Source organism: Flavobacterium taihuense (assembly GCF_019351435.1).
GTDB classification, from domain to species: Bacteria; Bacteroidota; Bacteroidia; order Flavobacteriales; family Flavobacteriaceae; genus Flavobacterium; species Flavobacterium taihuense.
On record NZ_JAHWYN010000002.1, the window covers coordinates 409,781 to 434,468 of the forward strand.

15 protein-coding genes and 1 pseudogene are annotated in these 24,688 nt (G+C 35.4%); 15 read left to right on the plus strand and 1 reads right to left on the minus strand.

Annotated features, from left to right (window positions below):
• Positions 1-125: 125 nt before the first annotated feature.
• The 4 genes from rimP to KZH69_RS03405 all read left to right on the plus strand — a co-directional run bounded on the left by rimP (position 126) and on the right by KZH69_RS03405 (position 5,928).
• Complete coding sequence (rimP, locus tag KZH69_RS03390) at positions 126-590, plus strand: ribosome assembly cofactor RimP (RefSeq protein ID WP_219316047.1); 465 nt, start codon at positions 126-128, stop codon at positions 588-590.
• Between the two features lie 13 nt (positions 591-603).
• A complete protein-coding gene (gene nusA, locus KZH69_RS03395) occupies positions 604-1,857 on the plus strand; it encodes a transcription termination factor NusA (protein ID WP_219316048.1) in 1,254 nt (417 codons plus the stop codon).
• A gap of 90 nt (positions 1,858-1,947) precedes the next feature.
• Complete coding sequence (infB, locus tag KZH69_RS03400; protein WP_219316049.1) at positions 1,948-4,860, plus strand: translation initiation factor IF-2; 2,913 nt, start codon at positions 1,948-1,950, stop codon at positions 4,858-4,860.
• Between the two features lie 312 nt (positions 4,861-5,172).
• A complete protein-coding gene (locus KZH69_RS03405) occupies positions 5,173-5,928 on the plus strand; it encodes a 5'-methylthioadenosine/adenosylhomocysteine nucleosidase (RefSeq protein WP_219316050.1) in 756 nt (251 codons plus the stop codon).
• A gap of 30 nt (positions 5,929-5,958) precedes the next feature.
• Here KZH69_RS03405 and KZH69_RS03410 read toward each other — a convergent pair whose 3' ends face one another.
• A complete protein-coding gene (locus KZH69_RS03410) occupies positions 5,959-6,348 on the minus strand; it encodes an SPOR domain-containing protein (protein ID WP_219316051.1) in 390 nt (129 codons plus the stop codon).
• A 219-nt stretch (positions 6,349-6,567) separates the two neighbouring features.
• On the opposite strand from KZH69_RS03410, the gene KZH69_RS03415 reads away from it, so the two are divergent.
• The 11 genes and pseudogenes from KZH69_RS03415 to KZH69_RS03465 form a co-directional block, all read left to right on the plus strand.
• On the plus strand, positions 6,568-7,902 hold the full coding sequence (locus tag KZH69_RS03415; protein ID WP_219316052.1) for a c-type cytochrome: 1,335 nt from the start codon (positions 6,568-6,570) through the stop codon (positions 7,900-7,902).
• A gap of 109 nt (positions 7,903-8,011) precedes the next feature.
• Positions 8,012-11,062 carry a TAT-variant-translocated molybdopterin oxidoreductase gene (locus KZH69_RS03420; protein WP_219316053.1) on the plus strand — a complete coding sequence of 1,017 codons (3,051 nt, stop codon included), beginning with the start codon at positions 8,012-8,014 and terminating at the stop codon, positions 11,060-11,062.
• Positions 11,063-11,098: 36 nt separating this feature from the next.
• Complete coding sequence (nrfD, locus tag KZH69_RS03425; RefSeq protein ID WP_111409728.1) at positions 11,099-12,502, plus strand: NrfD/PsrC family molybdoenzyme membrane anchor subunit; 1,404 nt, start codon at positions 11,099-11,101, stop codon at positions 12,500-12,502.
• Positions 12,495-13,019: a DUF3341 domain-containing protein gene (locus KZH69_RS03430; protein WP_219316054.1), complete on the plus strand. Its 525-nt coding sequence runs from the start codon at positions 12,495-12,497 to the stop codon at positions 13,017-13,019. Before nrfD ends, KZH69_RS03430 begins: the two co-directional genes overlap by 8 nt.
• Positions 13,020-13,027: 8 nt before the next feature.
• On the plus strand, positions 13,028-13,576 hold the full coding sequence (locus tag KZH69_RS03435; RefSeq protein WP_219316055.1) for a c-type cytochrome: 549 nt from the start codon (positions 13,028-13,030) through the stop codon (positions 13,574-13,576).
• A 30-nt stretch (positions 13,577-13,606) separates the two neighbouring features.
• On the plus strand, positions 13,607-14,935 hold the full coding sequence (locus tag KZH69_RS03440) for a quinol:cytochrome C oxidoreductase (protein WP_219316056.1): 1,329 nt from the start codon (positions 13,607-13,609) through the stop codon (positions 14,933-14,935).
• 19 nt (positions 14,936-14,954) lie between these two features.
• On the plus strand, positions 14,955-16,112 hold the full coding sequence (locus KZH69_RS03445) for a cytochrome c oxidase subunit II (RefSeq protein WP_219316057.1): 1,158 nt from the start codon (positions 14,955-14,957) through the stop codon (positions 16,110-16,112).
• 28 nt (positions 16,113-16,140) lie between these two features.
• Positions 16,141-17,937, plus strand: coding sequence for a cytochrome c oxidase subunit I (locus tag KZH69_RS03450; protein WP_219316058.1), 1,797 nt, complete (start codon positions 16,141-16,143; stop codon positions 17,935-17,937).
• 83 nt (positions 17,938-18,020) lie between these two features.
• Positions 18,021-19,043, plus strand: coding sequence for a Holliday junction branch migration DNA helicase RuvB (gene ruvB, locus KZH69_RS03455; protein ID WP_219316059.1), 1,023 nt, complete (start codon positions 18,021-18,023; stop codon positions 19,041-19,043).
• 120 nt (positions 19,044-19,163) lie between these two features.
• A complete protein-coding gene (gene queG / locus KZH69_RS03460) occupies positions 19,164-20,087 on the plus strand; it encodes a tRNA epoxyqueuosine(34) reductase QueG (protein ID WP_219316071.1) in 924 nt (307 codons plus the stop codon).
• A 223-nt stretch (positions 20,088-20,310) separates the two neighbouring features.
• Positions 20,311-24,688 (plus strand): annotated as a pseudogene (locus tag KZH69_RS03465) (DUF11 domain-containing protein); the annotation flags it as partial.

The window sequence follows — 24,688 nt, forward strand, 5'->3', positions numbered from 1 at the left end:
TAAAGATATAAATTTTTTTAATAGTAATCAATTTTTTTTGATTTATAAAAAAACACTATATTTGCACCGTTATTTATTAAAACTTAAATAATGAGGGGACTAATGTCCCCTCTTTTTATAAAGATATGACATTTAAAGAAAAAGTAAAGCAAGTAGTCGAAGAGGCTCTTCTGGAAAAACCATCTATTTTTTTAATTGACCTGACTATTACAGATGCTTTTAAAATTATTATTGGGATTGATGGAGATAATGGTGTGGTTTTGCAAGACTGTATTGATATAAGCCGTGCTGTTGAGAATAATTTGGATAGAGAAGAACAGGATTTCTCTTTAGAAGTTGCTTCGGTAGGGGTTGGTTCTCCTTTAAAGCTCGTAAGACAGTATAAAAAGAACATAGGCAGAATATTGATTGTTAAAACGAATACAGAAAATATTGAAGCAGAATTAGTTGAAGCTAATGATCTTTTTATAATTTTGTCTTGGAAAGCTAGAGAACCCAAAAAAATTGGTAAAGGAAAAGAAACTGTTCAAAAAGAACAACAAATTCCCTACTCAGATATTAAAGAAGCAATTGTTACAGTAACATTTTAATTAAAGAATTCGCATGGAAAATTTAGCATTAATCGATTCATTCTCAGAGTTTAAAGATGATAAACTTATTGATCGTGTAACGCTTATGGCAATTTTGGAAGATGTATTTAGAAATGCATTGAAGAAAAAATACGGTTCAGATGATAATTTCGATATCATTATAAATCCCGATAAAGGAGATATGGAGATTTGGAGAAGAAGAGTAATCGTTGCTGACGAGGATTTGGATTTTGAAAATGAAGAAATTACATTAACTGAAGCCAGAAAAATTGAGGCTGATTTCGAAATTGGTGAAGAGGTTTCTGAAGAGGTTAAATTGATAGATTTGGGAAGAAGAGCGATTTTAGCTTTAAGACAAAATTTAATTTCGAAAATACACGAACACGATAACACCAACCTTTATAAGCAATTTAAAGATATAATAGGTGATATATATACTGCGGAAGTACACCATGTACGTCCAAGAGTTGTAATTTTGGTGGATGATGAAGGGAATGAAATCATTTTGCCAAAAGAAAAACAAATACCATCTGACTTTTTCCGTAAGGGAGATAATGTACGAGGGATAATTGAAAGTGTTGAATTAAAAGGAAATAAACCTCAAATCATTATGTCCAGAACTTCAGATAAGTTCTTGGAGAAATTGTTTGAACAAGAAATCCCTGAGGTTTTTGATGGTTTGATTATGGTTAAAAACGTAGTGAGAATTCCAGGGGAAAAGGCAAAAGTTGCTGTAGATTCTTATGATGATCGTATTGATCCTGTTGGTGCTTGTGTGGGTATGAAAGGATCTCGTATTCATGGAATTGTTCGTGAATTAGGAAATGAAAATATCGATGTGATAAATTATACTAGCAATATTCAATTGTATATTACTAGAGCATTAAGTCCTGCTAAAGTTTCTTCTATCAAAATTAACGAAGAGACAAAAAGAGCTGAAGTGTTTTTGAAATTAGAAGAAGTTTCAAAAGCAATTGGTAGAGGTGGGCATAATATTCGTCTAGCAGGTCTGTTGACTGGTTATGAGTTAGATGTAATACGTGAAGGTGATGTAGCAGGTGCAATTGCAGATGATGACGATGTTGAATTAACTGAGTTTTCAGACGAGATTGAAGGGTGGGTAATTGAAGAATTTGCAAAAATTGGATTGGATACAGCAAAAAGTATTTTGAAACATGATGTGGATGATTTAGTTAGAAGAACCGATCTAGAAGAGGAGACGATTTTAGATGTAATGAGAATATTAAATGAGGAATTTGATAGTTAATCGGCTATTAATTCTTCATATAAAATAAATTTCTATTTTTATGATAATATAAAAGTGGGACAACGAATAAGGAAAAAATAAAAAGGTTTTATGTCTGAAGAGAGAATTATTAGAATAAACAAGGTTTTAAGGGAATTAAATATTTCGTTAGAAAGAGCTGTGGATTATCTAAAAGATAAGGGGATTGCTATTGAAGCAAATCCAAACGCAAAAATTTCTGATCAGGAATTTAATATCCTACAAAGTCAGTTTGCAGGCGACAAGGGGAATAAGGAAGCTTCTAAAGAAGTAGGAGAAGAGAAAAGAAAAGAGAAAGAAGCTTTACGTATTGAACGTGAAAAAGAAGTCGAAGACAAACGTAAATTAGAAGAAGAGCGTCTTAAACAGCAAGAAGTAATTAAAGCTAGAGCTGTTTTGTCGGGGCCTGTTCAAGTTGGAAAAATTGATCTTAATCCTAAAAAGCCTACTGCTGCTCCAGCTCCTGTTGTTGCTGAAAAAGTAATTACTCCTAAAGATGTAATTCCAGAAGACAAAACTATTCTTAAAGAAGAAGTTAAAAAGGAGACGGTTGAAAATGTTGTAAAAAAGGAAACGCCGCTTGAGAATCCTAAAAAAGAAATTCCTGTTTCTGAAGTAAAAGAGATTAAAGATGTAGCGAAGTTTAAGGAAACTAAAAATATTGAAAAACTAGATGCTGTAACTGAGAAAAAGGCTGAAAATCCTGTAAGTGAAACTCCTGTTGAAGAATCTATTACTACTCAGTATCAAAAACTTTCGGGAGCAACTTTAACGGGTCAAGTTATTGATTTGTCTCAATTCAATAAGCCAAAAAAGAAAAAAGAAGATCCAAAAATTACGCCTAATAAGCCTGGTGCTCCTGGAGCGGCTGGTGCTAATAATGCTAATAAAAATAAACGCAAAAGAATTGCTCCAAAGCCAGGTGCGCCTAGACCGCCTGCTACTCCCGGAGTTCCTGGAGCGCCAAATCCAAATAAAATCACTCCGAATACCGGAGGAGGTGGTTTTAATGCAAATAGAAGTGCAAGACCTGGATTTGTAAAAGGAAATAGACCTGCAATTGTTGCAAAAGTTGAGCCTACCGAGGAAGAGGTTAAAAACCAAATCCGTGAAACTTTGGAGAAACTTCAAGGTAAAGGTGGTAAATCGAAAGCAGCCAAATACAGAAGAGATAAAAGAGATACGCACCGTCAGAAATCTGATGATGAGCAAAGAGCTTTAGACGAAGGAAGTAAAACTATTAAAGTTACTGAGTTTGTTACTGTTGGTGAAATTGCAATCATGATGGATGTGCCAATTACTAAAGTGATTGGAACATGTATGTCACTTGGAATCATGGTTACCATGAACCAACGTTTGGATGCAGAGACATTAACTATTGTAGCTGACGAGTTTGGTTATGATGTTGAGTTTATTACTGTAGATATCGAAGAGGCTATTCAAGTTGTCGAAGACAAAGAAGAGGATTTGGTATTCAGAGCTCCTATTGTAACTGTAATGGGTCACGTCGATCACGGTAAAACATCTTTACTGGATTATATTCGTAAAGAAAATGTTATCGCTGGTGAATCTGGAGGAATTACACAACACATTGGTGCATACGGAGTGACTTTGGATAACGGTCAAAAAATCGCATTTTTAGATACACCTGGTCACGAAGCCTTTACTGCTATGCGTGCTCGTGGTGCTCAAGTTACGGATATTGCAATTATTGTGATTGCAGCGGATGATGATATCATGCCACAAACTAAAGAGGCAATTTCTCATGCTCAAGCAGCAGGGGTTCCTATTATTTTTGCAATCAATAAAATTGATAAACCAAATGCTAATCCTGAAAAAGTAAAAGAAAGATTAGCAGGTATGAACCTTTTGGTAGAAGATTGGGGTGGAAAAATTCAATCTCATGATATCTCTGCAAAAGTTGGTACAGGTGTTAAAGAGTTATTGGAAAAAGTATTATTAGAAGCTGAGATTTTAGATTTAAAATCGAATCCAAATAAAGCAGCTCAAGGCACTGTGGTTGAAGCTTTCCTTGATAAAGGGAAAGGATATGTTTCTACAATATTAGTACAACATGGTACTCTTAAAATTGGAGACTATATGTTGGCTGGAAAACACCATGGTAAAATTAAAGCCATGCATGATGAAAGAGGTAATATAGTTACTGTTGCAGGTCCTTCGACTCCAGTTTCTGTTTTAGGTCTTGATGGTGCAGCTACTGCGGGTGATAAATTCAATATTTTTGAAGACGAAAAAGAAGCTAAACAAATTGCTGCTAAACGTTCTCAGTTGATGCGTGAACAATCAGTTCGTACGCAACGTCATATTACATTAGATGAAATTGGACGTAGAATAGCATTAGGTCAATTTAAAGAATTGAACATTATACTTAAAGGAGACGTGGATGGTTCTGTTGAAGCGTTGTCTGATTCGTTCTCTAAATTATCTACTGAAGAAATTCAAATTAATATTATCCATAAAGGAGTTGGTGCGATTACTGAAACTGATGTTATGTTGGCTTCTGCTTCTGATGCAATCATTATCGGATTTAATGTTCGTCCTGCAGGAAATGCTAGACAATTGGCTGATAAAGAAGAAATCGATATCCGTTATTACTCTATTATCTATGCAGCTATAGATGACTTGAAAGATGCAATGGAAGGAATGTTAGCTCCTGAAATGAAAGAAGAAGTATTAGGTACTGCTGAAATTAGAGAGATATTCAAAATTTCTAAAGTTGGTTCTATCGCAGGATGTATGGTTATGGATGGTAAAATTGCCAAAAATGCCAAAATCAGAATCATTAGAGATGGAGTTGTGGTATTTACGGGTGAACTACTTGCATTGAAACGTTTCAAAGACGATGTGAAAGAAGTTGCTAAAGGGTATGATTGTGGTATTCAAATAAAAGGATACAATGATATCGAAGAAAGAGATGTTATTGAGGCTTACCATGAAGTTGCAATCAAAAAGAAATTGAAATAAAATTTCGATATATTTATACTTAAAAATCCCAATTCGTTGGGATTTTTTTTTGTTTGCATAGTGATGGTTTTATTGTTTGGTAATTTTAAAAATAGCCTGTAAGCTGAAGTTATATTATTATTTTTGAAAGCAGAAACATTTGGCTTATTTGTTAATATCGTCCCGTTTTTCGTTGTAATCTTTTGTGCCGAACACCGGCACAAAAGGATTTTTACTTCAACCGGGGCTAAAAGGTAATATTTCGCTTTTTTGCCATCATCTGAAATGTGAAAGCAGTAACAATCAAACTCAAATTAAAATATTAAATGGTATATGAAAAGAATTGGGATTCTTGGCGCAATGCCGGAAGAGATAAACGGTATTGTTTCTTTGTTAAAAGGCAAAACAGAAGTTGTAAAGGGAATGCGCACCTATTATGTAGGGACAATAAATGATATTGAAGTAGTAGTCGTGTTTTCTCGTTGGGGAAAAGTGGCTTCGGCTACAACTGTTACCCATTTAATTGTTGAGTTTGGAATAACGGAATTGTTTTTTACTGGAGTTGCAGGGGCTATTCATCCGGATTTAAATATTGGAGATGTTGTTATAGCTAATAGTTTAATTCACCATGATTTGGATGCGCGTCCAATATTGAAGAGGTTTGAAATTCCTTTGTTGGAAAAAACAATACTTTGTCCTCCAAAAGAGATGTTGGATAAGGTAGTAGAGAGTATCGATGAATTGATAAGTGACGAGAGTTTAATTCATTTGCTTTCGCTAAATCAAAGGGAAAAGTTTTCTTTATCGAATCCCAAAATGGTTGTCGGTCAAATTGCCAGTGGAGACCGTTTCTTTGCAAGTCATGAAGATAAGGAAAATCTTTTGGTAATGCTCCCTGAAGTTTTATGTGTTGAAATGGAAGGTGCTGCAGTGGCACAAGTTTGTTTTGAATACAATATTCCTTATGTTATAATTCGTACTATTTCAGATGAAGCAAATGATAATTCTGTGGTCGATTTTAAAGAATTTATATCACAAGTAGCTTCTATATTTGGAGTTGAGATAATTAAAAAACTGGTAAAAAAATAGCCCTTAAAAGGGCTATTTTCGTTAGAGATATTATTTGTTTGGTTTTATTAAAAATACATTTTTATATTTCTTTTGAATGTCAATAAGATTTCGTTCAGCTTCCATTCTGGTTCTGAAATTACCAACCCAAACTTTATAATTTGGAGTGTTGAATATGATGGTTCCATCCATGTTTTTGAATTCTTGCTTGAAATCGTTTAATGTCTTTTTGGCACTTTCGCTTCCACCATTAAAGATTTGAATTTTGTAACGATCGCTGTAAGATAAGTTGGTATTTGATTTCCTTTTTTCATTCAATAATTGTTCGAATTTTGGGTCTTGATTTAGTGTTATATTCGAACTTTGGGCTAATATACTATTTGTTGAGCTGGCAAATAGAGTGAAGAGTAGTAGTGGTTTAAGTTTTCTTAAAATTCTCATATTGTGATTGTTTATAGTGCAAAAATAACATTAAAAGAGGAATTGATAATCGGAATCACTATTTAGATTTAATATAAATTATAATTAAGATTATTTTAAGGTTTTGAGAATAGTTCTTAAGTCGTATTTTTGTGCAAGTTTTTAAATAAGGTTCGTTTGGTTTTCTATTTTTTTGGATAACAAACGGACAATTTTTTAGTAGATAATCAATATAGTAATATGGAAAAGGTGGGTAACCATAATTCGAATTCAAGGAAATTGTTTTTAAGCTTAGCATTAATGTTGAGTATTTCCGTAGCTTCATTTGCTCAGGATGCAGCTCCGGTTGCAGCTGCGGCAACTACAACAGCTCCAGCTGCGAGTTCTGGAGGAGATGCGGCAAAAGGTAAAGAGCTTTTTAATGCCAATTGTGCTGCATGTCACAAATTAGATGCTAAAGCAACTGGTCCTGCTTTAAGGGGTGTGGCTGGTAGAAGAGAGAAAGCTTGGATTTATAAGTGGGTGCATAATAGTTCAGATTTGATTAAATCCGGGGATGCAGCTGCAGTAAAAGTTTTTGAAGAGAATAATAAAATTCCTATGACTGCTTTTCCTCAATTGTCTGAAGGGGATATTGATAACATTATCGCTTATACTTCTGAACCAAAGGCTGAAGCTCCAGCAGCAGTGGCTGGTGTGCCAGGTGCTAAAGCAGATGCAACACAAGAAGGAGGAATATCTAATAATGTGATATTGGGTGCTTTGTCATTAGTAATGGCAATACTTATTGTGATGTTGGTTTTGGTTAACAAAGTGTTGAGAAAAGTTGCTGCTGCAAATGGAATTGAGGTAGTTGCAAAAGAGCCTACTTTGCCTATTTGGAAAGCTTTCGTTAGAAATCAATTTTTAGTGCTTGTTTCTTCTATTTTCTTATTGCTTACGGGTGCTTATTTGGTGTACGGATTTTTAATGCAAGTTGGTGTAGATCAGAATTATGAGCCAATTCAGCCAATACATTATTCTCACAGAATTCACGCTGGAGATAATGAAATCAATTGCAAATATTGTCACTCTGCTTCTCGTGTGAGTAAAAATGCAGGTATTCCTTCTTTGAATGTTTGTATGAATTGTCATAAAAGTATTGGTGAGGTTGCTGAAACTACAGCGACACCAGAATATAGTAAAGCTTTTTATGATGAGCAAATCCAAAAATTATACAAAGCTGTGGGTTGGGATGCCGCGTCACAATCTTATACTGGAAAAACTGAACCTGTAAAATGGGTTCGTATTCATAATTTACCTGATTTTGTTTACTTTAATCACTCTCAGCACGTAACTGTTGCTGGTATAGAGTGTCAAACTTGTCACGGTCCGGTTCAAGAATTTGAAATCATGAAGCAATTCTCTCCATTGACGATGGGATGGTGTGTGAATTGTCACAGAAAAACGGATGTTAAAATGGAGGGTAATGAGTATTACACAAAAATACATGAAGAACTTTCTAAAAAATATGGTGTAGATAAACTGACTGCTGCTCAAATGGGTGGTTTGGAATGTGGTAAATGTCACTATTAAAAGGAGTTTAAGGTTTTAAGATCAAGTTGTCTTTTTTGTTATAACTTGAAATTAAAACAAAGAGAACTTGAAACTAAAAAAATTATTAAGATTAATATTTATATATAATATGTCATCAAACAAAAAATACTGGAAAAGTGTTGAAGAACTAGACGGAAGCAGTTCTATTGTTGAGGCGCTTAGAAATAACGAATTTGTTGAAGAGATTCCTACAGATGAATTTTTAGGAAATGAAGCAGCTTTGTCTTCTTCTTCAACTACACGTCGTGACTTTTTGAAGTACGTTGGTTTTAGTACAGCTGCAGCTTCTCTTGCTGCATGCGAAGGTCCTGTGCATTTGTCAATTCCTTATGTGTTGCAGCCGGAACAAATTATCCCTGGAGTGGCTGATTATTATGCAACTTCAGTTTTTGATGGTTTTGATTTTGCAAACCTTTTGGTAAAAACACGTGAAGGGCGTCCAATTAAAATAGATAATAATACTATTGCTGGAGCTAAATTTACAGCTAATGCTAGAATTCATGGTTCTATATTGTCATTATATGACAATATGCGTTTGAAAGAGCCTAAGCTAGATGCTAAAAATGCTTCGTGGTCAGCTGTTGATTCAAAAATCAAATCTAGTATTGTTGATGCTAAAGCAAAAGGTGGGCAGGTAGTTTTCTTGACAAATACATTGGCAAGTCCTTCTACTGAAAAATTAATTGCTGATTTTATTTCTAAAAATCCTAATGCAAAACATGTAATATATGATGCTGTTTCTTCTTCGGAGGCTTTAGATGCTTTTGAAACTGTTTATGGAGAAAGAGCTTTAGTGGATTATGATTTTTCAAAAGCGTCTTTAATTGTTTCTGTTGGAGCTGATTTTCTTGGAGATTGGCAAGGAGGAGGTTACGATACAGGTTATGCACAAGGACGAATTCCGAAAAACGGAAAAATGTCCCGTCATTTCCAATTAGAGTCTAATATGACTTTATCTGGTGCTGCTGCTGATAAGCGTGTTGCTATGTCAACTGCTAATCAAAAACAAGCATTAGTTACTATTTATAATATTATTACTGGATCGTCTGTTGCTACTTCTTTGGACGCGGCTTTTAAAGCAGATGTTGCTAAAGCGGCTCAACAATTAAAAGCAGCAGGTTCAAAAGGACTTTTAGTATCTGGTATTCAAGATAAAAATGCCCAATTATTAGTTTTGGCTATTAATCAAGTTTTGGCAAGTGAAGCCTTTAATACTTCTGGGACAAGACAAATCCGTAAAGGGTCTAATGAGAAAGTAGCTCAATTAGTAAAAGACATGAATGCAGGAAGTGTTCATACTTTGATTATGAGCGGTGTTAATCCAGTTTATACTTTGGCTGACAGCAAATCATTTGTTGAAGGATTGAAAAAAGTAAAAACATCTGTTTCATTGTCATTAAAAGAAGATGAAACGGCTTCATTGTCTACAATCGCAGCTCCAGTTCCTCATTATTTGGAAGCTTGGGGAGATTTAGCTTTGACAAAAGGAACTTATAGTATTACTCAACCTACTATTAGACCATTATTCAACACAAAACAATTTCAAGATATTTTATTGTCTATTAATGGTATTGCTGGAACTTATTATGATTACTTGAAATCTTTTTCAGGTTCTGTAATTGCAGGTTCGTCTTGGAATAAAGTTTTACACGATGGTGTTTATGTAGGTGTTGTACCAACATCAGCTGCTGGTACAGCAGATTATAATGGTGCTGCAAATGCATTAGCTCAAGCGAAATCTACTGGTCTTGAATTAGTATTGTATACTAAAACAGGGATGGGTGATGGTCAACAAGCTAATAACCCATGGTTGCAAGAGTTTCCAGATCCATTGACAAGAGTATCTTGGGATAATTATGTTACTGTTTCTAATGCTGATGCTAAGAAATGGGGATTAACAAATGAAATCGTTGCTAACGGTGGATTAAATGGTAGCTATGTTACTTTGACTGCTAATGGTGTTAAACTTGAAAATGTTCCTGTAATTGTTCAACCAGGTCAAGCTGTTGGAACTGTGGGAATGGCTTTAGGATATGGTCGTAAAGCAGCTTTAAAAGAAGAAATGCAAGTGGGTATTAATGCCTACGCTTTATATAGTGGCTTTAATAATGTACAATCTGTTTCAATCGTTAAGGCAGACGGAGAACACGAATTTGCTTGTGTTCAAGGTCAAAAGACATTAATGGGAAGAGGAGATATCATTAAAGAAACTACTCTCGAGATTTTCAATACTAAAGATGCTGAATTGTGGAATGAAAAACCAATGGTTTCTTTAGATCACAAAGAAGTGGAAGCTACTTCAGTAGATTTATGGGGTTCATTTGATCGTTCGACCGGACATCACTTTAATCTGTCTATTGATTTGAATGCTTGTACTGGATGTGGGGCTTGTGTAATTGCATGTCACGCTGAGAATAACGTTCCTGTAGTTGGTAAATCTGAAGTAAGAAGAAGTAGAGATATGCACTGGTTGCGTATTGACAGATATTATTCTTCTGAAAGCACATTTGAAGGTGATAATGAAAGAAAAGAGAATATAGCTGGTTTGTCTAGTTCATTATCTACTTTTAATGAAATGGAAAAAGCTGGAGATAATCCTCAAGTTTCTTTTCAGCCTGTAATGTGTCAACATTGTAATCATGCTCCTTGTGAGACTGTTTGTCCTGTTGCTGCAACTTCACATGGTCGTCAAGGTCAAAATCAAATGGCTTATAACAGATGTGTTGGTACTCGTTACTGCGCTAATAACTGTCCTTATAAAGTACGTCGTTTCAACTGGTTCTTATACAACAAAAACAGTGAATTCGATTATCATATGAATGATGATTTAGGACGTATGGTTTTAAATCCTGATGTTAACGTTCGTTCTCGTGGAGTAATGGAAAAATGTTCAATGTGTATTCAAATGACACAAGCAACAATTTTAAAAGCTAAAAATGAAGGAAGAGCAATAAAAGACGGTGAATTCCAAACTGCTTGTTCAAATGCTTGTTCTACTGGAGCAATGATATTTGGAGATGTAAATGATAAAGAAGCTGTAGTTACAAAACTAGCAGAAGACGAAAGAAGTTATCATTTATTGGAGCACGTTGGTACAAAACCAAATGTTGTATACCACGTTAAAGTTAGAAATACCTAGTACAAAAATTATTAATTAAGAATCAAATAAAGGATTATGTCGTCTCACTACGAAGCAGCCATTAGAAAACCCTTAGTTATAGGTGATAAATCATATCACGATATAACTGTTGATGTAGCCGCACCTATCGAAGGTAAAGCAAACAAACAATGGTGGATTGTATTTACAATTGCATTAACAGCTTTCCTTTGGGGATTAGGCTGTATTATATACACAGTGTCTACAGGTATTGGAACTTGGGGATTAAATAAAACAGTTGGTTGGGCTTGGGATATTACTAACTTCGTTTGGTGGGTTGGTATTGGTCACGCAGGAACTCTTATTTCTGCTGTGCTTTTATTATTCCGTCAACGATGGAGAATGGCGATTAACCGTTCTGCAGAGGCAATGACAATTTTCTCTGTAATCCAAGCGGGTTTATTTCCAATTATACACATGGGACGTCCTTGGTTGGCTTATTGGGTATTGCCAATTCCAAATCAGTTTGGATCTCTTTGGGTGAATTTTAACTCTCCATTACTTTGGGACGTATTCGCGATTTCAACTTATCTTTCAGTATCATTGGTTTTCTGGTGGACAGGATTATTACCTGACTTTGCAATGTTGCGTGATAGAGCTATAACACCTTTTAATAAAAGAGTGTATTCTATCCTAAGTTTTGGATGGAGTGGTAGAGCTAAAGATTGGCAACGTTTTGAAGAAGTTTCATTAGTTCTTGCTGGTTTAGCAACTCCTCTTGTACTTTCTGTGCATACTATTGTATCGATGGACTTTGCTACTTCCGTTATTCCAGGATGGCATACTACAATTTTCCCTCCATACTTCGTTGCTGGAGCGGTTTTCTCTGGATTTGCCATGGTAAATACCTTGCTTATCATTATGAGAAAAGTTTCTAATCTTGAAGCTTACATTACTATTCAACATATCGAATTGATGAACATTGTAATCATGATTACAGGTTCTATTGTTGGGGTTGCTTACATTACCGAGTTGTTCATTGCTTGGTATTCTGGAGTAGAGTATGAGCAATATGCTTTCTTGAACAGAGCAACAGGACCTTATGCTTGGGCATATTGGGCTATGATGACATGTAACGTGTTCTCTCCACAATTTATGTGGTTCAAAAAATTAAGAACTAGTATTATGTTTTCTTTCATAATTTCAATTGTTGTAAACATTGGAATGTGGTTTGAAAGATTTGTAATTATCGTAACTTCATTACATAGAGATTATTTACCATCTTCATGGACTATGTTCTCTCCAACATTTGTTGATATTGGGATTTTTATCGGGACAATAGGTTTCTTCTTTGTGTTATTCTTATTGTATGCAAGAACATTCCCTGTTATTGCTCAAGCCGAGGTTAAAACAATATTAAAAGCTACAGGAGAACATTATATTAAAGAAAGAGAAGCTAATAAACATTCACATCATGAGTAATAAAGTTATATACGCCATTTATAATGACGATGATATTTTGATGGATGCCGTAAAAAAGACACGTGCAGCTCATCACCATATTGAAGAAGTATTCACACCTTTCCCAGTTCACGGATTGGACAAAGCAATGGGACTTGCTCCTACACGTTTAGCGATATGTGCTTTTATCTATGGTTTGTGTGGGTTGTCTTTTGGAACTTGGATGATGAATTATATTATGATTCAAGATTGGCCACAGGATATTGGAGGTAAACCAAGTTTTAGTTATATCGATAATATGCCTGCTTTTGTGCCTATCATGTTTGAAGAAACAGTATTTTTTGCTGCTCACTTAATGGTGATTACTTTTTATATGAGAAGTAGATTATGGCCATTTAAAGAAGCTGAAAATCCTGATGTAAGAACTACCGATGATCATTTTTTGATGGAAGTAGCTGTTAACGGGAATGAAGAAGAGTTAGTTTCTTTCTTTGAAGGTACAGGTGCAGTAGAAGTTAAAGTAATTGAAAAGCATTAATTGTAGATATGAAAAGTTTATATAAAATAACACTTGTATTGGGTTTAATGATATTGGTTGCATCATGCCACAGTAATGATAAACCGAATTATCAATATTTTCCAAATATGTATGAAGCAGTAAGTGCTGAGACATATGCTCCCGCACCAGTTGATGTATTTAAAAACGGTAAAGAAGGTCAGCTTCCTGCTGTTGGTTCAATAAATAGAGGATTTGAGCCTTTTGAATATGAAAATACGCCAGAAGGATATGCGTCTGCTAAGGCTAATTTGAAATCTCCTTTAGATTCATTAGGCAGAAATTCTGAAAAAGGAAAAGAACTTTTTGAAATTTATTGTATCAGTTGCCATGGTGCTGCTGGTGATGGTAAAGGAAAATTAGTTGAGCGAGAAAAATTTCTTGGTGTTCCTAATTATAAAGACAGAGAAATTACTGAAGGAAGTATTTTTTATGTTGAAACTTATGGTTTAAATGCTATGGGTTCACATGCTAATCAAATGAGTGCTCACGAACGTTGGTTAGTTGCTGACTATGTTCTTAAACTAAAAGCACAATAATAATTGTTGAACTAACTGATCGTAATAGATATGTATACATTTTCAAGTAAATTAAAAACTTTTTCTTTCATCTTAATGGCTGTTGGTCTTTTAGGAATTGGATATGGTTTTTTAACTGCACCTAAAGATATTCAAGAAGTTGAAAAAATACTCGCTGCTGATGCACATGGAAGTCATCATGAAGCTGGTAGTGAGTCTGAAGGATCGCATACAGTTTCTGCAACAGCAAAAATTAAAGCTGAGGCTGAACATACAGAACATTTAACTCATGTTTTGCACCAATTGCAAAATAAGCCATGGTCTGCATTATATGTAGCCTGTATTTTCTTTATGTTGCTTTCATTGGGAACATTGGCTTTTTATGCTATTCAACAAGTAGCACAAGCGGGTTGGTCTCCTGTTCTTTTTAGAGTAATGCAAGGGATTACAGCTTATTTGCCTGTAGGTTCTGTTATTTTCTTTTTATTTTTAGTTTTATGTGGATTACATTTTAATCATTTATTTATATGGTTAGATCCTGAAGTAGTTGCTCATGATAAAATTATTGCCAATAAATCTGGTTATTTGAACTTTCCTTTTTGGATTGTAAGAGCAGGGGTATTTTTATTGGGTTGGAATGCTTATCGTTATTTTTCTAGAAAAAATTGTTTGGCACAGGATGAGTCTGATGACAATAGTTTTTACAAAAAGAATTTTAATATTTCAGCAATGTTTTTAGTATTCTTTATAGTAACAGAGTCAATTATGTCTTGGGACTGGATTATGTCTTTGGACCCGCATTGGTCAAGTACATTATTTGGATGGTATGTTTTTGCCAGTTTTTTTGTAAGTGGAATTACTATGATTGCAATGGTGACTATTTACTTGAAATCAAAAGGATACTTAGAAAATGTTAATTCTAGTCATATTCATGATTTAGCTAAGTTTATGTTTGGTATCAGTGTGTTTTGGACATACCTATGGTTTTCTCAATTTATGTTGATATGGTATGCAAATATTCCTGAGGAGATTACTTATTTTGTAATGAGAATTCAAGTTTATAATTTGCCTTTCTTTGGTGCAGTAGTTATGAATTTCTTATTCCCGGTTTTAATTTTGATTAACACGGATTTCAAAAGAATCACTTGGGTTTTAGTTATGGCTGGCACTGTAATTTTGTTGGGTCATTATGTTGACTTCTTTAATATGATTATGCCTGGTACTGTTGGCGGTAGTTGGTTTATTGGTGTTTCAGAAATTGCATCGGTTTTATTCTTTCTTGGATTATTTATTTTTGTTGTCTTCTCAACATTAACTAAAGCTCCTTTGTTACCAAAAAGAAATCCATATATAGAAGAGAGTAAACATTTTCATTATTAATATTTAAAGAGATAAACAGATGACAAGTTTGTTGGTAATTATAGTTTTAGTTTTATTGGCTGTTGCTGTTTGGCAATTGACGAAAATATTCGATTTAACACAAGTTGCTTCGACTTCGGACAATTCCCAAATTGCAACTGATGATGATAACAATGTGCAAGGTTATTTGATGTTTGGCTTTTTAGCTTTCATCTATATCTTTACAATATATGGTGTTTATACGTGGGGACCTTTGGTTCTTCATACACCAGCATCAGATCATGGTGCGTTAATTGATAACCTCATGAATATTACTTGGGTATTGATTTTTACTGTTCAAGCGATTACTCAAGTGTTGTTGCATTATTTTGCATTTAAATATAGAGGTAATAAGGATAAAAGAGCCTTGTATTTTGCAGATAATAATAAATTAGAAGCAATTTGGAGTGTTATTCCTGCTGTAGTTTTGGCAGGTTTGATTCTATATGGTCTTTATGCTTGGACTAATATTATGTTTATTGATGAGGATGATGATACTGTTGTTGTTGAACTATATGCTCAACAATTTAAATGGACAGCAAGATATGCTGGAGGAGATAATGTTTTAGGCAAGGCTAATGTGAGATTGATTGAGGGAGTTAATACTTTAGGGGTTGATTTGTCTGATCCTTATGCTCAAGATGATATTGTAGTTTCAGAATTGCATATTCCTAAAGGTAAAAAGGTGCACTTTAAAATGCGTTCTCAAGATGTATTGCACTCAGCATACTTCCCTTACTTTAGAGCTCAAATGAATTGTGTACCAGGGATGGTTACTGAGTTTGCTTTTACTCCAATTTATACAACAGCAGAATATCAAGCTATGCCGTTTATGATTGAAAAAGTTGCAAATATCAATGCAATTAGGGCTAAAAAAAGCTTAGAATTAGTTGCGAAAGGTGAAACTGGATTAGATCCTTACACTTTTGATTATTTATTATTATGTAATAAAATTTGTGGAGCTTCTCACTATAATATGCAAATGAAAGTTATAGTTGATACCCCTGAGGATTATAAAAAATGGTTGAGTGATAAAGCTACTTTGGTAAGTGAAGTGAAAGCTTCAAAAGCCGAACCAGCTGCACCAGATACTACTTCAGGTAAAGATTCAACTCTTGCAAAAGATACGGCAGCTGTAGCTAAAATAGCTATGAAATAATTATTAAGAAAATTTAAAGTATAAATATATGTCAGCAGAAGGTCACGATCACGGACAAGATCACGAACACGAACACCACCATAAGGACACATTCATTACTAAATACATTTTTAGTATTGATCACAAAATGATTGCCAAACAATACTTATTAACGGGTATTATAATGGGAGTTATAGGTGTTGGTATGTCTATGCTTTTTAGAATGCAATTAGCTTGGCCAGAAGAATCTTTTAAGATTTTTAATATATTACTGGGAGACAAATGGGCTCCAAACGGAGTAATGGCAAATGATATTTACCTTTCTTTAGTTACCATACATGGTACTATAATGGTATTCTTTGTTCTTACGGCAGGATTAAGTGGTACGTTTAGTAATTTGTTGATACCGCTACAAATTGGGGCTCGGGATATGGCCTCAGGTTTTATGAATATGATTTCATATTGGTTATTCTTTTTATCAAGTGTCATCATGGTTTGCTCGTTATTTATTGAATCAGGACCTGCAAATGCCGGTTGGACTATTTATCCTCCTTTAAGTGCATTGCCTCAAGCTATATCTGGTTCCGGATTAGGTATGACTTTGTGGTTGGTTTCTATGGCTATTTTCATTGCATCTTCTTTAATGGGGTCTTTAAATTATGTCGTAACTGTAATAAACTTAAGAACTAAAGGAATGTCTATGACAAGATTGCCTCTGACAATTTGGGCTTTCTTTGTAACGGCAATTATTGGTATCGTTTCTTTCCCTGTTTTGTTATCAGCGGCATTATTATTAATCTTTGACAGAAGTTTTGGAACTTCATTCTTCTTGTCTGATATTTATATTGCTGGTGAAGTTTTACACTATCAAGGGGGTTCACCTGTTCTTTTTGAGCACTTATTTTGGTTCTTAGGTCACCCTGAAGTTTATATTGTAATTTTGCCTGCTTTGGGTATTACTTCTGAAATTATTGCGACAAACTCTCGTAAGCCAATTTTTGGTTATAGAGCGATGATTATGTCGATTATTGCAATTGCATTTTTATCAACGATTGTTTGGGGACACCATATGTTTATTTCGGGGATGAATCCATTCTTGGGTTCTGTGTTTACTTTTACAACATTGTTGATTGCAATCCCATCTGCAGTGAAAGCATTTAATTATATAACTACACTTTGGAAAGGGAATCTTCAAATGAATCCAGCTATGTTGTTTTCAATTGGTTTGGTTTCTACTTTTATAACAGGGGGTTTAACAGGTATCATACTTGGGGATAGTACATTGGATATTAATGTTCACGATACTTATTTTGTTGTAGCTCACTTTCACTTGGTAATGGGTATATCTGCTCTTTATGGAATGTTTGCTGGAGTTTATCACTGGTATCCAAAAATGTTCGGTAGAATGTTGAATAAAAATTTAGGATATGTTCACTTTTGGGTAACAGCAATTTGTGCTTATGGTGTGTTTTTTCCAATGCACTTTATTGGATTAGCTGGTTTACCAAGACGTTATTATACTAATACAAACTTTCCATTGTTTGATGATTTGCAAAATGTAAACGTATTAATCACCACTTTTGCTTTAATTGGTGGAGCTTTCCAGTTGGTGTTTTTATATAATTTCTTCGTAAGTATATTTTACGGTAAAAAAGCAGTTCAAAATCCATGGAAATCAAATACTTTGGAATGGACTACTCCAGTAGAACATATTCACGGTAACTGGCCAGGAGAAATTCCTCACGTACACCGTTGGCCTTATGATTACAGCAATCCTGCTCATGAAGAGGATTTTGTGCCTCAAACGGTTCCAATGAAAGAAGGGGAAGTAGTTTTACATCACTAGAATTTCAAAAATCATATAAATGCCTTTCATTATTGAGAGGCATTTTTTTTAGATACAATGATTACTTTTTTTATCTTTATCGCATGAATGAAAACTTAGATCCAACAAATAATAATTTTAGTTCCGAAGAACTGGATATCGAAAAAAGATTAAGGCCTTTGTCTTTTGATGATTTTGCAGGCCAAGATCAAGTATTGGAAAATCTTAAAGTTTTTGTTGCTGCAGCCAATCAACGAAAAGAAGCTCTTGATCATACACTGTTTCATGGCCCACCAGGTTTGGGTAAAACCACATTGGCTAATATTTTGGCAAATGAATTAGAAGTTGGTATCAAAATTACGTCTGGCCCAGTTTTGGACAAGCCAGGTGATTTGGCTGGATTGCTTACTAATCTTGAAGAGAGAGATGTTTTGTTTATTGACGAGATTCATCGTTTAAGCCCAATAGTTGAAGAGTATTTATATTCGGCGATGGAGGATTTTAAGATTGATATTATGATTGAATCTGGTCCGAATGCCAGAACAGTTCAGATTAATTTGAATCCTTTTACTCTTATTGGGGCAACTACTCGATCAGGTCTTTTGACAGCTCCGATGCGTGCCCGTTTTGGAATATCCTCGAGATTGCAATATTATACTACTGAGCTTTTGACTACTATTGTCGAACGCAGTGCTATGATATTCAAAATGCCTATTACTATGGAAGCGGCAATTGAAATAGCAGGAAGAAGTAGGGGTACCCCTCGTATTGCGAATGCTTTATTGCGCCGTGTACGTGATTTTGCTCAAATAAAGGGTAATGGAACGATTGATATTGAAATTGCTCGTTATGCATTGAAAGCCCTTAATGTAGATGCACATGGACTGGATGAAATGGATAATAAAATTTTGAATACCATCATTGATAAGTTTAAAGGAGGGCCAGTTGGTCTTTCAACTTTAGCAACAGCTGTGTCCGAAAGTAGTGAAACTATCGAAGAAGTGTATGAGCCATTTTTGATTCAAGAAGGTTTCATTATGCGAACTCCAAGGGGACGTGAAGTAACCGAAAAAGCGTATAGACATCTGGGAAAAGTCAAAGCCAATATTCAAGGAGGATTGTTCTAGTATAAGGAGCTATTCCTGCTATCCGTTACAATCTTTTCTATTTAAAAAAATAGAAAAGGATTTTCACTTCTATCAGGGCTAGGGCTTTGATATTAAACAAAACCTTTTTTTAAAACAATAATCATAATCGATACGTCAAAATACACACAATTTATAAAATCCGAGGCCAAGCGTCTCGGGTTTTTGTCTTGTGGTATATCTAAAGCCGGTTTCCTGGAACAGGAAGCTCCTCGCCTTGAAGATTGGTTGAATAAGAATAGAAATGGACAAATGTCCTATATGGAGAATCATTTTGATAAACGTTTGGATCCAACTTTATTGGTTGATGATGCGAAAAGTGTTATTTCGCTTTTATTGAATTATTATCCCGCAGAATTTCAAAATCCAGATTCTTTTAAAATTTCTAAATATGCCTATGGGCAAGATTACCATTTTGTAATAAAAGAAAAGCTTCAAGAATTGCTTTTTTCGATTCAAAAATATATTGGAGAGGTTTCAGGTCGAGCCTTTGTTGATTCTGCTCCGGTTCTTGATAAAGCTTGGGCAGCCAAAAGTGGTTTGGGATGGATAGGGAAGAACAGTAATTTATTAACCCAAAAAGTAGGCTCTTTTTATTTTATAGCTGAGCTTATTTTAGATTTAGACTTAGAATACGATTACGCTACAACTGATCATTGCGGTACTTGTACCGCTTGTATTGATGCATGTCCAACTGAGGCTATAGTTGAGCCTTATGTCGTTGATGGCAGCAAATGCATATCTTATTTTACTATCGAACTCAAAGATAGTATTCCTTTGGAAATGAAAGGAAAATTCAATGATTGGGTCTTCGGCTGCGACGTATGCCAAGATGTATGTCCTTGGAATCGTTTTTCAAAACCTCATAAGGAACCTTTGTTCAATCCTAATTCCGAATTGCTTTCAATGTCCAAAAAAGATTGGACAGAAATTACCGAAGAAACATTTAAAATTGTTTTTAAAGACTCTCCTCTCAAGAGAGCAAAATTTAAAGGTTTACAAAAGAATATTAATTTTTTTCAATAACCATTTTTTTCTTTTTAGTGCTCTTGTTTGGTTTTTTTTTATAAAAAAAAACTGTAATTATTTGTTTTTAAAGGTTTGTATTTTAGCGTTTTAATGTGCTTTATGTAGACAAAAGTGTTAATAGACGACGAAATACGTATTTAAACGGAAATTGTTAATAAGTTATTCATAATTATTTAGTTTTGCAAAACCCAATCTATTTAAACTTAATGCTTAATTGATTATGACAAACTTTACTTTGAAAAGGCTTAACCTTATTAAGCCCTTGTTTTATATTGCCTTATTCCTTTTTAGTGGTCATACTGTTTTTTCTCAATTTTACACTACGCACTACGTTGCTCCTGCTCCATGGCAATATTTTAGTAAAGCTAATGAAATTGTAATAGCTACAAATTCAACCTCTACCGTAAATATTGCTTTGAAAAAAAGTGATGGTACATTAATTACGAATTTGACTGCGATTAAGGGGACTCCAGCTGTATATCGTTTTTTAGGACTTCCAAGTGCCTTGGCTGTCCATCCTTTTAATACAATTGTAAATGCTGCTGGATTAATAGTTACTAGTGATGGACCTACTTCTGTTAACTTAAGAAATGTTGCTTCGGATAATTTAGGTACAGACGGAACAGATGCAAATATAAAGGGAAATGCTTCATTGACAAGTTTTGGTGATTCGGGTATTGGTGTTCGTTATAGAATTGGTTATTATAGAGATGGTGGTTTGGGTAATTTTGGTGGATTTGGAACTCAATATCCTATTTATAGCATAATGGCTATAAATAATGGGACAACAATTAAATTGAATGGAACCATTTTGACAACATTAAATGCTGGTCAGAGTTATTTATTTCAGGCAGCAATCGGATCTTTGGTAGAATCTTCAAGTGGGACTGTAATGAATACCTCTGCGAGAATTGATATGCCGGGAGGATGTGGGGATGGTACTTTTGATCAAGTCCCACCAGAAGCTGTTTTAGGTGCTGAATATTTTATAGAAAGGGGTAAAGGAAATGACACAGCTGAACAAACTACTGTTGTGGCGACCAAAGCGAATACAATACTGACAATTGAGACTTATTCAGTAACAGGAGCCTTGACTGGAACCGTTACTAAAACATTAGTGAATGCGGGAGATTTTTATACATTCATTAATGGTGTTTCAAATACTCAGTTTACAGCGACAAGAGTTTTAGCAACAAATAATGTGGCTGTTTATTCAGGTACAGCTCAGTCATGCGAAGTTGATATTTCGGTCATTGCTCCTGTTTCTGCTTGTGGAGGATCGAATTTTATAGAAACCAAAAAATTTAGAGCTTATAACACTGCGACTTCTCTACCGTATTTTGGATATGTGCTTTTGAAAGACGCTACTGCAATAGTTAATGTCAACGGAGTTAATATGGAAACTCTAACGTCTGCACGTTATCAATTGGGAACCACTGGTTGGTATTTGATAAATTTTAATGATACACAAATAGGTAGTCCAGACATAATTTCGGTATCAAGTACGGCAAAACTAACTGTTTCCATTGTACAACAAGGGGGAGGGTTTTCTATGGCAGGTTTTTTCTCAAACTTTGCGGCACAACCGGATGATCCTACCTTAACTTATATTGCAGGTGGTGGATGTACCAACGTTTCTGCTACATTGACAACACCAACAGGGTTTGCGCCTTATCAATGGTATTTTAATGGAGTAGCTATTTCAGGAGCCACTTCAAATAGTTATACAGCCACTAAAACGGGTGCCTACTCAGTTGCTTCTACTTTAACTTGTGGGTCTATGACCCAGTCAAAACCAGTTACAGTAACCTTATGTACAGATGTTGAAGTTCTCAAGACTGTTGATGTTGCTTCACCTTGTGTAGGTTCTAATGTTGAGTTTACAGTTAAAGTGACAAATTTAGGACCTAATAATACTGCGGGTTTATCGGTAAATGATTTATTGCCTTCTGGTTATACGTTTGTTAGTGCTACGCCTTCTAGTGGAGCCTATGATTCAACTACTGGAATTTGGAGTATTGGGAGCCTAGATGATGCAGGTATTGTTACTCTAAAAATTATAGCAAAAGTAAACACGACAGGGGTTTATACTAATACAGCTTCAATACCAACAGCAGATAGTAATGCCTCGAATAATACGGCTACTGTAACTCCTTCACCTATTCCATTACCTGCCGCGCTTTCTTTAACAGGTAGTACTATTTGTGTTTCACCCGGTACTAATGGTACAATAACGTCTACAACATCAGTAAATGGTTTTAATTATCAATTATATGATTCCAGTAATGTTGCTGTTCAAAGTGCAAAATCAGGAACAGGTTCAGGTCTTACATGGTCTGGTCTTTCAGCAGGGAATGGATATTATGTAGTTTCGACTGTTGGCTCTTCTTGTAGTGCAACTAGTGGTACAGTAAATGTTATAGCAGCGGATCCAACGGCTCCCATAAGAGGAACAATTACGCAACCAACATGTGCCGTACCAACTGGTAGTGTTGTGTTAAGCGGTTTGCCTTCGTCAGGGACATGGATCGTTACAAGAACTCCAGGAGCAGTTACTACTTCAGGAAGTGGAACAAGTGCTACTATAGGAGCTCTTCCAGTAGGAGCTACTTATACATTTACGGTTACTAATGCAGCTGGTTGTGTTTCGAGTGCAAGTACAAATGTTGTAATTAACTCAGTAGCTGGATTACCAGTAACTACAGGGGTTACTATTTGTCAAGGTGGTTCAGGTTCATTAACGTCTTCAACAATATGTTCAAGTACTGTTACAAGTGGACCTAATAATGCTGGAAATGGTGCAGACAATTCTGGTGTAGGAACAAGTGCATGGTCAACTCCTGGGAATATTTCTACTACAGGAACTCCATATGCAACTCAAAATCTTCCAAAAAATGAGACTACTCATTATCTTTTTGGAACGAACTACGGTTTTGTAATTCCAAGTGGAGCCAGCATTGTAGGAATAACGGTAGTTATTAATCGTCAAGCTGCTAATGGTTCTAATATTGTTGATAATGTTGTAAGTTTACTTAAATCAGGATCGCTTATTGGAAATAATTTAAAAAGTGCAGCTGTTTGGTCATATAGTCCTACAACGGCTACTTATGGAGGAGCTAATAATTTATGGGGGACTACATGGACACCTGCTGAAATAAATGCTACAGATTTCGGAGTTGCACTATCAGCGATAAATAGCTCAAATCAATCACGAGTACTTGATGTCGATTATATGCAGATTACTGTTACCTATACGAATAATGACAATCTCAATTGGTATACGGTTTCATCAGGTGGTACATCAATTGGTTCAGGTTCTCCTTTTAATCCAGTTGGGGTTGCTAGTTCAGGTTTAACAAATACAAATACACCAGGGACTACAACTTATTATGCAGAATGTTCTAATAATGTAGGATGTAGAGCTCCTACCGATTTTGTTATTAAAGCTGCACCAACTACTGCCAACGCAGGAGCTGATCAAATTGGGACTACGACTTGTGGAATCACGATGGTTACGCTTGGTGGAAACACTCCAACAGTAGGTACCGGAAAATGGACTATTGTAAGTGGATCAGGCGGATCATTTGCATTGGATACCAATCCAACAACGACTTTTTCAGGCGCAGCAGGAACATCTTATACATTGCGTTGGACTATTTCGAGTGCATCTTGCACAGCATCATCTGATGATGTAGATGTAAAATTCAATCAAAATCCAACTACTGCCAATGCGGGAGCAGACCAAACTGGAGCCACGACTTGCGGCCTTACGACGGTTGCGCTTGGCGGAAATACTCCAACAGTGGGTACTGGAAAATGGACTATTGTAAGCGGATCAGGCGGATCATTTGCTTTGGATACCAATCCAACGACGACTTTTTCAGGTACGGCAGGAACAGTTTATACATTGCGTTGGACTATTTCGAATGCACCTTGTACAGCATCATCTGATGACGTAGATATAAAATTCAATCAAAATCCAACCACTGCCAATGCAGGAGCGGACCAAACTGGAGCGACAACTTGTGGCCTTACTACGGTTATGCTTGGCGGAAACACTCCAACAGTGGGTACTGGAAAATGGACTATTGTAAGCGGATCAGGTGGATCATTTGCTTTGGATACCAATCCAACGACGACTTTTTCAGGTACGGCAGGAACAGTTTATACATTGCGTTGGACTATTTCGAATGCACCTTGTGCGTCTTCATCCGATGATGTGACCATACAATTCAATCAAAATCCAACAGCTTCAGTTACTGGTGTTTTAACGGCTTGTTTGACGACAGACTTAAATGCAGTAACAAATTCGACTACTCCTAGTTATATTTGGTATAAGAATAATGTTGTTATTAGTGGGGAAGTTGCTTCAACCCTTGTTGTCACTGCAGATGGAAATTATAAAGTAAAAGTCACAGATAGTTTAACGGGTTGTGAACAAACTTCAAGCTCCTCAATAGTAACGGTCAGCGATAACATCAATCCAACAATCACCTGTCCTGCGGCAGTAAGTGTCAATGTAGACGCTGGCTCTTGCGTGGCTACGGGAGTTGCTTTGGGCAGCCCGGTATTTGCGGACAATTGTTCGGGGGCTACGG